We start from the raw sequence: 11,668 nt of genomic DNA, 5'->3' as shown, positions 1-11,668 counted from the left end.
GGAAAGGTCCAGCACCTTGATGCCCGCCAGCGGCAAACCGGACGCGGCAGCGCCCCCAGGCCCAACGGATTCCGACATTTGGTTCTCGCTTTCTTGCTTTGCGGGGATTCCGGCGCTCAGGCGGCCAGCCCGATATCCGCCGGTCCTGGGAAATGACATGCCGCCTGATGTCCCGGCTCGATCTCGAGGAGCGGCGGCGGCACCTCCGCGCATTTATCCTGGGCCTTGAAACAGCGTGTCCGAAACGGACAGCCCGACGGCGGGTTGATCGGGCTCGGCACGTCTCCCTTCAGCAGGAGCTGCTTGCGGCTGCGCTCGACATCCGGATCGGCGACCGGCACTGCCGACATCAGCGCCTGTGAATAGGGATGAAGCGGCCTTCCATAGAGCTTCTCCGCCGGCGCCACTTCGACGAAGCGGCCGAGATACATCACGGCGACCTTGTGGGAGATGTGGCGCACCACCGACAGGTCATGGGCGATGAACACGTAAGCCGTCCGCATCTTCTCCTGTATCTCCTGGAGGAGGTTGAGCACGCCGGCCTGCACCGACACGTCGAGCGCCGAGACCGGTTCGTCTAGCACTAGCACTTCCGGCTTCAACGCGAGGGCGCGAGCGATCACGACACGCTGGCGCTGGCCGCCAGACAATTGGTGAGGGTAGCGCCGTCCATGCGCGGCGCTGAGGCTGACCAGGTCGAGCATCTCCATCACGCGCTCGCGCCTCTCCGGGCGCTTCATCGTAGATATGCGCAGCGGCTCCGCGATGCTGTCCTCGATGCGCATGCGCGGGTGCAGTGAGCTGTACGGATCCTGGAAGACCAATTGAAGATGCCGGCGCATCCTGCGCATCTGTTGTGGGCCGAGCGCAATTACGTCGACGCCGTTCACGCTCACGCTGCCGGACGTCGGCTCGGTCAGGCGCAGCAGGCATCGGCCAAGCGTGGACTTGCCGCAGCCGGATTCACCGACCAGACCTAGCGTTTCGCCGGGCTTCAGGTCGAAGGAGATGTCGGTGACAGCCTTCAGCTGCGCGACTTCCCGACGGACCAGGGTACCGCCCATGATCGGGAATGTCTTGGACAGATTGCGCACCGACATGGCGATCCCCTCGTCCGACACGGACTGGATTCTGTTCGATTTTTCAGACATTTGTACGCTCTTCCGCCGGTGTCGTGCGGCCGGCATCGCTCCAAGACGGCAGGCTATCTGCGAAGTGACAAGCGGCCCGGTGCCGGCCAAGCTCGATCACTGTAGGGGCAGTCTTGCGGCAGACAGCCTGGGCAAAGCTGCAACGCGGATGAAAGGCACAGCCTTCAGGCAGCGCGCCGAGCATGGGCGGCGCGCCGGGGATCGAATAAAGCTTCTCCTTCGAAGCCGTCAGCTTCGGGATCGAATTGATCAGACCGCGAGTGTAGGGGTGGCGGGGATTGGCAAAGAGTTCCCGCACCTCGGCTTCCTCTACCACCAGCCCCGCATAGATGACCGCGACCCTATCCGCGTGCCCGGCGACGACGCCGAGGTCATGTGTGATCAGGATCAACGCGAGCCCGAGCTTTTCCTTGAGTTCGCGCAGCATGCGCATGATTTGCGCCTGCACCGTGACGTCGAGCGCCGTCGTCGGCTCGTCAGCAACCAGCAATTCGGGATTGTTGGCGACTGCCATGGCGATCATGACACGCTGGCGCATGCCGCCCGAGAACTCATGAGGATACTGATTGATCCGCCGGTCCGGCTGCGGAATGGCGACAAGTTGCAAAAGCTCGAGCACCCGCTTGGTCGCGTTCGTCTTGCTCAAGCCCCTATTGTGGAGGAGAAGCGCCTCGCGTATCTGATCGCCCACGGTCATTACCGGATTGAGCGACGAAAGCGGATCCTGGAAGATCATGCTGATTTCGGCTCCGCGAAGCGCGCGCATGTCCCGGCGTGAGCGCCCCACGAGTTCCTGCCCCTTGAAGACGACCGAGCCGGTGACGATCGCGTTGCGCGCCTGCAGGCCGAGCGAGGCGAGCATGCCGAGCGATTTGCCCGATCCGGATTCCCCGACGATGCCCAGGACCTCTCCCTTGGAGAGGTCGATACTGATGCCGCGCACGGCGGGCAGGACGCGATCCCGCGAGGCAAAGCCGACCTTCAGATCGCGGATGCGCAACAATGGCTGGCCGGCGGCCTCTTGATTGATTTCGGCCGCGCTCATTTGGACGACCTCGGGTCAAAATAGTCGCGCAAACCGTCACCTATGAAGTTGAAGCCCAGCACCACCGTCAGGATTGCCATGCCCGGCCCGAACGCGATCCACCAGCTGTAGAAGAATGTCGCGCCGTCCGAGATCATCGCGCCCCATTCGGGCGTCGGAGGCGTGGCGCCGAGGCCGATGAACGAGAGCGACGCCGCGAGCAGGATCACCTGGCCGAGGTCCATCGTCGCGCTGACGAGAATGGGCGTCCAGCAAAGCGGCAGGATGTGCTTGGTGAGAATACGGAAATGGCCCGCCCCGGCCGCGACGGCGGCCTCGACATGCTCGCGCTCGCGCACCTCGAGCACCTGGGCGCGCATCAGCCGGGCATAGACCGGCCACCAGACGACCACCATCGCGATCGCCGCGTTGCCCAGTCCCGGCCCAAGCGAAGCCGCCACGGCCATCGCCAGCAGGATCGGAGGAAAGGAAAGCGTGACATCGACCAGCCGCATGATTGCGGCGCCGATGATGCCGCCCCTGTAACCTGAAATAGCGCCCGCGGCAGATCCGATCACCACGGCGCTGACCACCACCAGCAGCGCTATCGGTAGGGAATGCTGCGCACCATGGATCGTGCGCGAGAGCACGTCACGGCCAAGGGCGTCGGTTCCGAGCAGATAGCTCGCATTCGGCGCCTGCAGCCGCCGGCCCGCAAGCTTGAGCGGGTCGTAAGGCGCGAGCCATGTCGGCAACAGTGTGGCCACGAGCCAAAAGAGAACGACGACACCGCCGACCAGAAAAGCAGGCGAAGCCCATTCGGGAAGCCGAAGGCGCGCTGGTGTTGAGGCTTGAACCGAAGACATTGGCTTTCTCTCAGTTCAGGCGCACGCGCGGATTGGCCAGCACATAAGCGATATCCGTGAGCAGATTGGTGATAAGGAACATCACGCCGCCGACGATCGTGACGCCGATGATCGCCGGGAAATCAAGCGAACGCGCCGCTGTCACGGCATAGCTGCCCATGCCAGGCCAGGCAAAGACCGCCTCCGTCAGCACAGCGCCGGTGATGAGATAGGCAAACGAGTAGCTGATCACCGTCAGCACCGGCACCAGAATGTTGCGGAAGGCATGGCGCAGCACCACGCGCATCTCGCCGGCTCCCTTGGCCCGTGCGGTGAGGATGAACTCGCGCTCCATCACTTCCAGCATGTTGGCGCGCACGAGGCGCGAGATCGTTCCGGCAACGGTCCAGCCGAGGACCACCGAAGGCAGCACAAGATGAGCGAGCGCATCCTTAAAGGCGGTCAAATTCCCGGCGAGCAGGGTATCGATGGTCATGAACCCAGTCACAGCGGGCGGCGGCGAAAGCCTGGGATCTATGCGGCCGGGCCCGGGCAGTATCTGGTATTTGACCGACAGCAGGAAAAGCAGCGCCAGGCCCAGCCAGAAGATCGGGACGGAGGAGCCGAACAGCGAGAATATGCGCGCGCCCTGATCGGTCGCGGTGTCACGATAGTAGGCCGCGAGGAGGCCGAAGACGATGCCTATGACGCTGCCGATGATCATGGCGGCGATGACGAGCTCGAACGTCGCCGGCAGACGTGCCACGAGATCGGCCGACACCGGACGACGCGTGACGAACGACGTTCCCATGTCGCCCTTGAGCAGGTTGCCGACATAGATCAGGTACCGCTCCGGCAGGGGACGATCGAGCCCCCAGCGCTGCCGCGCGGCGGCGACGATCTCCGGGTTGTTCATCTGCTGTTCACTTACGACGGCGGTGAGCGGATCGCCCTTGGTTATGGCCGTAAGCAGGAACGCCATCGTGACAATGCCCAGCAGAATGAAAGGCATCGCGATGCTGCGTCGTAGGATATAGTTCAGCATCGGTCGTCTCTTGGCATCGCGGTAGCACCTGCCCCATCGAGTGAAAGTGGCGCGATATTGACAAGGCTGAAAAGTCCAGTCAATAGAAATGAAATTAAGTTCCAAATTTCAGCGAACCTGTTGGACGCGCCTAGCGACATAGTGGGGTCTCCGGTGGGCCCATCGTCCGGCGGAAACCTTCGCGCTGTTGGGAGGCAGCATGAGAAAACGCATTAAGCCGATCGTCGCGCCCTCCGAGGAAGAGCTTGGTCAACACGCCTCTGCCCTGGTGCGCGGACTGCAGATATTGCGCACCTTCACGCCCGCGGACGTCACGCTCGGCAACCAGGAACTGATCGAGCGGACAGGCCTGCCGAAAGCCACCATCTCGCGCCTGACCTACACGCTGGTCGGGCTTGGTTACCTGATCTACGACCCCTTGCTAGGACGATATAGCATCGGGCCAGCCACCGTTTCGCTCGGCTATTCAGGTTTGAGCAGCAGCGCCGTGATCTATATGGCCAAGCCGCTGATGCAGGCGCTGGCCTTCGAAACTGGCGTCGCGGTGGCCATGGGCATGCGAGACGGGCTGGAGATGGTCTACGTCGCCAACTGCCGGCCGGAAACGCCGGTGACGCTCAGGCTGAATGTCGGCTCGCGGTTGCCGATATGGCAGACCTCCATGGGGCTGGCCTATCTGGCCGCCATGGAGGAGACGCTGCGCGAGCGCGTTATCCGACAGCTGATCGAGACCAAACCCGGCACCAGGGACAAGATCCAGCGCGCCATCGACAGCGGGTTGGAAAGCTATGCAAAGCATGGCTTCGTCTCGTCATTCGGCGACTGGTACAGCTACATAAATGCGGTGGGCGTGCCTTTCAGGCCGACCGACGGCTCGCAATTGGTCGCCATCACGTGCGGCGGCATAAAGGACCTGGCGCCCGTCGAGGCCTGCCTCTCGGTTTATGTCCCCAAGCTCAAATCGCTGCTTGCGGAACTGCAAAGCCGGCTGATCGGCGCCGTGCCGCCGCCACCCGGCGAATCGACCTCGGCGACGCCGACCGGTAACAAGGGATAACTTCATGGCGACTGCCGTCATCTTTCCGAAAGTCAGCCTGGAGACGGACGCCGGCACGATTTCGCGCTGGCTGAAGGAAGATGGGGCGACGGTAAACCAGGGCGAGCCCCTTTTCGAGATCGACAATGACAAGGCGGCGGTCGAGGTCGAGGCCCCGGCGTCAGGAATTGTCTCGTATGTTCGGAGTGCCGGCGAAGATGTCCAGGTTGGCGAAGTTGTCGCGCATATCCTGCAAAGTGGCGAGCGGCCGGAGGGCGCGGGCAAACCGGCTGCTAAAGCGCTGCCGATAGCCGCTGCCACCAATGGTAAGAGTGAACCGGCGCAGCACAGCGCATCTGCGCGAATCGTCGCGACGCCGCTGGCCAAACGCATCGCCGAACAGCAGCAGATCGACCTGCGCAACGTCCGCGGCTCCGGACCAAGGGGGCGCATTCAAAAGCGTGACCTCATTGATGTGCCGCCAATCCCGAGACCGTCTCCGGCCGCAAGCCAGTCACCGCTGAATGCCGTGTGGCTACAGAAGGACGGCCCCGGCACGCTCGTCGCCCTGCATGGCTTTGCGTCCGACCACAACGCCTGGCGCGGCCTGCTTGCCGCCGGTCGGCCAAGGGCGCGAATGCTCGCCGTAGACCTGCCTGGCCACGGACGATCATCGAGGGCCGTTCCGACCGATCTCGACGCGATCTGCGCCATGGTCGAGCAGCGGATGGCAGCCGAAGGCATTGATGAGGCGGCTTTCGTTGCCCACTCCTTCGGCGCCGCGGTAGCCTCCAAACTCGCCAGCCGCGGGTTCGTCCGGGTCAACGCGCTGCTGCTGATATCGCCAGCGGGGCTCGGCCCGGAGATCCGTGGTCAATTCATTAAGGGCTTTGTCGCGGCCAGGCAGCCTTCCAGCATCCTGCCCTGGCTGCACGAACTGGTGTTCGATCCCGGCCTAATCTCGGAAGCCTTCGTGCGCAGCGTGGTGGACCAACGCAAGGACGAGGAATTGTCCGGCGCATTGGCTAACCTGGCGGAGCGCTATTTCTGCGACGGCACGCAGACCTTCTCGATCCGGCCCGACCTCGAACGACTTCGCATCCCCATCCGCATCATCTTCGGCATGCAAGACAGGATTATTCCGTTCACCCATTGCCATTCGCTGCCCGGCCGTGTCGGCCTCCATGCGTTCCAGCAATGCGGTCACATGCCCTATCTGGAGCAGCCGGAGCTCACGCTCTCGATAGTCAACGAGATGCTGGCCCTGGCCCGCTCCGAACCTTGAGCCGCTTCGCGACGACGAAGCGGGACGAGGCCCTGCCTCCAGCGGACCGGGACGATACCGCCCGCGGCTCGATTCTGAAATGACAATTGAGAGACGACCCCATGGCCCTTGAAGCAGACCTCTTCGACCAGCTGCGCGACACGGTGCAGCGCTTCGTGAAGGAACGTCTAGTGCCGCGCGAGGCCGAAATTGCCCGCGCCGACAGCATGCCAGCCGAGATCAAGCAGGAGATGCGCGAGCTCGGGCTGTTCGGGCTGTCGATACCGCAGGAGTATGGCGGCCTTGGCCTCGACATGGAAGAAGAGGTCCGCATCACCTTCGAGCTTGGCCATACGTCTCCTGCATTCAGGTCGGTGTTCGGCACCAACAACGGCATCGGCTCACAGGGCCTGGTCATGGACGGCACTGATGCCCAGAAGAGCTCATATCTTCCGAGATTGGCAACGGGAGAATTGATCAGCGCCTTCGCGCTGACCGAACCGGAGGCCGGTTCCGACGCCAGCTCGTTGCGCATGACGGCCCGCCGCGAGGGCAACGAATATTTGCTCAACGGCACCAAGCGCTTCATCACGAATGCGCCATATGCAGATCTCTTCACGGTCTTTGCCCGGACCGAGAGTGGTCAAAGGCTCGGTGGCGCTGTCACTGCATTCCTCGTAGAACGGAGCGCGCCCGGCCTTTCATTCGGCAAGATCGACAAGAAGATGGGGCAGGCTGGCTCACACACTTGCGACGTGATTTTCGAGGACTGCCGCGTGCCGGCCTCGGCCGTCCTGGGCGGAAAGGAAGGCCAGGGCCTCAGAACCGCGATGAAGGTCTTGGACAGGGGGCGGCTGCATATTTCGGCCTTCTGCGTGGGCATGGCCGAACGGCTCATCCAGGACAGCCTGACCTATGCCATGCAGCGCAAGCAGTTCGGACGGCCCATCGCGGAATTCCAGCTGATACAGGCGATGCTGGCGGACAGTCGGGCCGAAGCCTACGCCGCCCGGTGCATGGTGCTCGAAACGGCGCGGTCCAAGGATCGCGGCGAAAATGTCTCCACCGAGGCCGCCTGCTGCAAGATGTTCGCCAGCGAAATGGTCGGCCGTGTCGCGGACAAGGCTGTGCAGATCCACGGCGGCGCCGGGTACATGGAAGAGTATGGCATTGAGCGTGCTTACCGCGATGTCCGCCTGTTCCGCATCTATGAGGGAACAACCCAGATCCAGCAGATCCTAATCGCGAGGAACATGATGAAGGAAGCCGCCGCCGCGGCCTAGGCGACATGGATAAAGCCGCGGTGCTGGCTTCTATGAATGAGGCGCCGTGCACCTAATCCGATCGTTGATAACCGAATTTTTTTCATTATCATCACCCGCAATTTCCACAATCAGCATACGAGCCCGCCGTGAACGCGCATTCCGAAATAAACGCGACCGACCTCGCCTACCATCTGCATTCCCAGACCAATCCGCAGGCCCTGTCGCGCGAGGGCGCCTACATCATCGTCAAGGGCGACGGCACGCATGTCATCGATGAAAATGGCAAACGCTATATCGACGCCATGGCCGGACTCTGGTGCGCGTCGCTGGGTTTCAACAACCAGCGCCTGGGGCGCGCTGCCGCGAAACAATATGAAGAGCTCGGCTATTACCACAGCTTCTACGGACGCACGAACCCGAAGGCGGCGACGCTGAGCAAGAAGCTGGTCGAACTGACCGGCATGCCAAACGGCAAAGCATTCTTCGTAACCTCCGGTTCCGAGGCCAACGAGACCATGGTGAAGCTTGCCTGGCTCTACCATGCCTCACGCGGCAAGCCGACCAAGCGCAAGGTCATCGCGCGCGATCGCGCCTTTCATGGATCGACCATCGTGGCGGGGTCGATGTGCGGCCCGGAGATGATGCACCGGGAATTCGGACTTCCACTGCCCGGGTTCATCCATACGCTGTGCCCAAACGCCTATCGGGTCAAGCTGCCGGGCGAGAGCGAAACCGAGTTCGTCGCCCGCCTGGCTGGCGAGCTCGAGCGCATGATCCTGCGGGAAGGCCCGGACACGATCGCCGCCTTCATCGCCGAGCCGGTCATCGCCGGCGGCGGCATCATTCCGCCGCCAGAGGGCTATTTCGAGGCCGTCCAAAAGATCCTGGCCAAGTACGACATCCTGTGCCTCGACGACGAGGTGGTCTGCGGTTTCGGCCGCACTGGCAACTGGTTCGGGCGTGAGACGGTCTGCATGGCGCCCGACATGATGTCGCTCGCCAAGGGCATCACCTCTTCCTACTTCCCGCTCGCGGCCGTGATCGTGTCGCCGAAAATCCTCGAGGCGGTCGAGCGCTACAATGAAGGCGGCACCTCGTTTGGCCACGGCTTCACCAATGCGGCTCACCCGGTCGGCGCGGCCGTCGCGGCGGAGACGATCGCGATCTACGAAGAGCTCGATATCGTGGCCCATGTCCGCAAGATGGGCGCGCTCCTCCATCAGACGCTCGCCGACGTGACGAAGGACTCGCCCATCGTTGGGAATCTTCGCGGCGTCGGACTGATGTATGGGGTTGAGCTCGTCGAGGACCCGGCAACCGGCTCACCGTTCGCGCCGGCGCGCCAGGTCGGCGCCCGCCTTGCCGCCAGCGCCTATGAGCATGGCCTAGTGGTTCGCGCGATGCGCGACACGGTCGGCTTCTGCCCACCCCTGATCATCGACGAAGGCGACGTGGAGGAGATCGGCTCCAAGATGGAGAAGGCTCTCCGGGAAACCGACAAGGCAATCCAGGCAAAGTCGATCTGAGAAAACGGGAGCGAGGCGCGCCGACAGCTCCCGCACTCTGGCCGCCACGGTGTCGGCCGGCAAACAACGCAGAAGCAGGCGCATCCGATGCCAGCCCGGCAATCTCCCTTGACCAACGTCTATGTCTGCGCCTTCGCGGCCTATGCGTGCTTCTCGACATCCGACGCTTTCACCAAGGCCCTGCATGGGCCCTTGAGCGTTTTCGAGATCGGCTTCTTCGAGAACGCCTTCGCCTCGCTCGTTCTGATGGCTACGCGCCATCAGAACGAGCGCTGGATAGAGTTCTGGAAAATGAGCCGCCCATGGCCCATTCATTTCCGCGCCATATGCGGCGTGGTGTCGAGCCTTTGCGCAATATACGCTTTCACGACGATACCGCTCGTGGATGCCTACTCGCTCATCTTCCTTGCCCCGTTCTTCGTGACCGTCATGTCCGTCCTGATCCTCAAGGAACAGGTCGGGCTATGGCGGTGGTTCGCCGTGCTGCTCGGATTCGTCGGAGTCCTGCTGGCGGTCAAGCCCGGCTTCCAGGCGTTTCAGCTCGGACATTTCGGCGCGATGGTCGCAGGGCTTTCCACCGGCACGTCGATCATTATCATGCGAGGCCTCGGCTCCGCCGCCAAGAAGACGAGCATCCTGGGGATGCTGTTCATTTACCTCGTCTTGATCAATGGCATCGGCATGGTGCTTCACGGCTTCACGGCGCCTGCCTTACACGATCTCGTGCTGATGGCGCTATCGGGCCTGTGTGTGGGTCTCGGCCAGTGGGCGTTCGTCAGCGCGGCGCGCTACGGCAACGCGACCCAGATCGCGCCGGTCGCTTATTCGCAGCTTGGCTGGGCCATGCTCTTCGGGATCATCATCTTTCAGGAATATCCCGACCTGCTGGCGGTGGTCGGAGTCGGGATTATCGCCAGCGCGGGCCTGCTGACGGTGCTGCGCGAGCGTATACGCCGGATCAAACCGGCAAACCCGCCCGGCATACGTTGAGGAACGCCGGTCTGCAGTGGCCCTCGCTCACGCCCTCATCTTCTCGAGAGCCGCGGAAAACACATCCTCGGCGCCGATCTTCCCCGGCTTGAGGAACAGCGAAATACGCCTGTCGTCCTGCGAGATGCAGGACCCGGCGCCGAGTTCGTCAAAGGCAAGCACCTGCATGCATTGTATGCCCAGCGCCTGGACGATGGCGCCGGAGGATTCGCCTCCCGACACGACGAACTTGCGGACGCCTTTCTCCGCCAATCCCCTGGCGATGCCAGCCAGGATCGCTTCGGCCTTGCGCGCCGCCCCCATCACGCCGAACATCGACTGCGCCCGCGTAACGGCATCCGGATCGCCGGCGACTGAGAATCCGATCGCTCGACCAGCATCGAGTCGCCACCGCGCCCATTCGAGAGCTCTATCCGTCAGGGCATCGGCTTCCGCTTCGCGGATGTCGATGTCGAGAACCGGGTTGGAGAGCGCGAAATGATCGCGCTGCCTCAGTGTGACTTCGCTGCAGCTTCCCACCAGGACGGCCTCCCCGCCCTGCCCGCGAAGCGGCATCGGCCGGTCTTGCCGAGCAAGCTGGCGCTTCTCCCAGCGCGAAGCCAGTTCGATCGCCAGGGCATCGGCCCCGGTGGTGACGCGGTCACCACCGAAGATCACCGCACCAAGCGCCACGTCGTCATTGTCGACGCAATCCATGAGGAAGTACCGCACGCCCTTGTCCTGCTGGTCCCGCACATAGTCATGCGCGACCGTGGAGCCACGATGCAGGACGCGATGTGGCAGCAATCCGACTTTCTCGGCGGTCTGGCGCTGCAGCACCCTCGCCATATCGGGATCGTTCATCGGCGAGATCGGATCGAAGCGCTTAATCGATTCTGAGATCAGGCGATCCTTGTAGAACATGTAGCCTTCATGCACGTAGGTGCGAAGGTCGGGATAGCCGGGACCGAAGACCAGGCGCGACTGATCGTATTTCCCGATCAAGAAGTCGGCGCAGGGACCAATATTGCCTTCATCGGTCGAGTCAAAGGTGGAACAGTATTTGTAGAAAATATGCTCGGTGCCGATTGCATCTAGCGAGACCGTCAAGGAATCCAAAGTGGCCACGGCTTCGGCCGGCGGCATGAAGCGCAAGCGCGTGGCAACCACAACAACGCCCTGGTCGCCGATGGACGGCAGGATGCCGGGATCGCAGACATAGAGGGCGGGAATGCCGATCTTCTCGAGATTGCTCGCAACGAACAGCCCGCCGGTGAAATCGTCGGCAATGACGGCGAATCTGACACTCATGCGACCGATGCCCCTCCCGAGCTTCGTCAAGGACTTCCCCCGCCCGCCGCCGGAGCGATCCGGCTCGAGACGCCCACGGCCGATGTCGTCACTCGACCTGCAGGTGCGTGACGAATTTGGTGTTCAGGTAAGACTCCAGCGCGTCGGCGCCGCCCTCGGTGCCGTAGCCGGAATCGTTGATCCCGCCGAACGGAACCTCCGGCAGCGCCAGACCGAGATGGTTGATCGAGAG

General features: G+C 62.9%; 11 protein-coding genes. 5 read left to right on the top strand and 6 right to left on the bottom strand.

What is annotated here, in order from left to right; translation table 11 throughout:
* Positions 1–116 precede the first annotated feature (116 nt).
* The 4 genes from EOA27_RS06770 to EOA27_RS06755 are packed head-to-tail and all read right to left on the bottom strand — an operon-like array spanning position 117 to position 4,065.
* A complete protein-coding gene (locus tag EOA27_RS06770) occupies positions 117–1,130 on the bottom strand; it encodes an oligopeptide/dipeptide ABC transporter ATP-binding protein (RefSeq protein ID WP_189476499.1) in 1,014 nt (337 codons plus the stop codon).
* A gap of 13 nt (positions 1,131–1,143) precedes the next feature.
* Positions 1,144–2,196 (bottom strand): ABC transporter ATP-binding protein, encoded by a 1,053-nt coding sequence (locus tag EOA27_RS06765; protein WP_126062149.1) that lies wholly within the window; start codon positions 2,194–2,196, stop codon positions 1,144–1,146.
* On the bottom strand, positions 2,193–3,041 hold the full coding sequence (locus EOA27_RS06760) for an ABC transporter permease (RefSeq protein ID WP_126062150.1): 849 nt from the start codon (positions 3,039–3,041) through the stop codon (positions 2,193–2,195). The genes EOA27_RS06765 and EOA27_RS06760 overlap by 4 nt, the downstream gene beginning before the upstream one ends.
* A 10-nt stretch (positions 3,042–3,051) precedes the next feature.
* Entirely contained in the window at positions 3,052–4,065 is a 1,014-nt protein-coding gene (locus EOA27_RS06755) for an ABC transporter permease (protein ID WP_126062151.1), read from the bottom strand.
* 199 nt (positions 4,066–4,264) lie between these two features.
* Here EOA27_RS06755 and EOA27_RS06750 point away from each other — a divergent pair, with 199 nt between their 5' ends.
* The 5 genes from EOA27_RS06750 (at position 4,265) to EOA27_RS06730 (ending at position 10,146) form a co-directional block, all read left to right on the top strand.
* The gene (locus tag EOA27_RS06750) at positions 4,265–5,122 is read left to right on the top strand and encodes an IclR family transcriptional regulator (protein WP_126062152.1); all 858 of its coding nucleotides are present in this window, start codon (positions 4,265–4,267) and stop codon (positions 5,120–5,122) included.
* A 4-nt stretch (positions 5,123–5,126) separates the two neighbouring features.
* Positions 5,127–6,386, top strand: a complete 1,260-nt coding sequence (locus EOA27_RS06745; protein ID WP_127255799.1) for an acetoin dehydrogenase dihydrolipoyllysine-residue acetyltransferase subunit — start codon at positions 5,127–5,129, stop codon at positions 6,384–6,386.
* A 101-nt stretch (positions 6,387–6,487) separates the two neighbouring features.
* On the top strand, positions 6,488–7,648 hold the full coding sequence (locus EOA27_RS06740) for an acyl-CoA dehydrogenase family protein (protein ID WP_127255797.1): 1,161 nt from the start codon (positions 6,488–6,490) through the stop codon (positions 7,646–7,648).
* Positions 7,649–7,776: 128 nt separating this feature from the next.
* Positions 7,777–9,156: an aminotransferase gene (locus EOA27_RS06735; RefSeq protein WP_127255795.1), complete on the top strand. Its 1,380-nt coding sequence runs from the start codon at positions 7,777–7,779 to the stop codon at positions 9,154–9,156.
* 87 nt (positions 9,157–9,243) lie between these two features.
* A complete protein-coding gene (locus EOA27_RS06730) occupies positions 9,244–10,146 on the top strand; it encodes a DMT family transporter (protein WP_126062156.1) in 903 nt (300 codons plus the stop codon).
* A gap of 27 nt (positions 10,147–10,173) precedes the next feature.
* On the opposite strand, the gene EOA27_RS06725 is transcribed toward EOA27_RS06730, so the two are convergent.
* Together EOA27_RS06725 and EOA27_RS06720 are read right to left on the bottom strand one after the other, a co-directional pair.
* Positions 10,174–11,436, bottom strand: a complete 1,263-nt coding sequence (locus tag EOA27_RS06725) for a four-carbon acid sugar kinase family protein (protein WP_127255793.1) — start codon at positions 11,434–11,436, stop codon at positions 10,174–10,176.
* An 88-nt stretch (positions 11,437–11,524) separates the two neighbouring features.
* Positions 11,525–11,668, bottom strand: a 144-nt coding sequence (locus EOA27_RS06720) for an aldehyde dehydrogenase family protein (RefSeq protein WP_127255790.1), incomplete at its 5' end; no start/stop codon positions are given.

This window comes from Mesorhizobium sp. M2A.F.Ca.ET.037.01.1.1, assembly GCF_003998075.1.
GTDB lineage: Bacteria > Pseudomonadota > Alphaproteobacteria > Rhizobiales > Rhizobiaceae > Mesorhizobium.
This window is presented reverse-complemented; position numbering and strand designations above follow the sequence as displayed.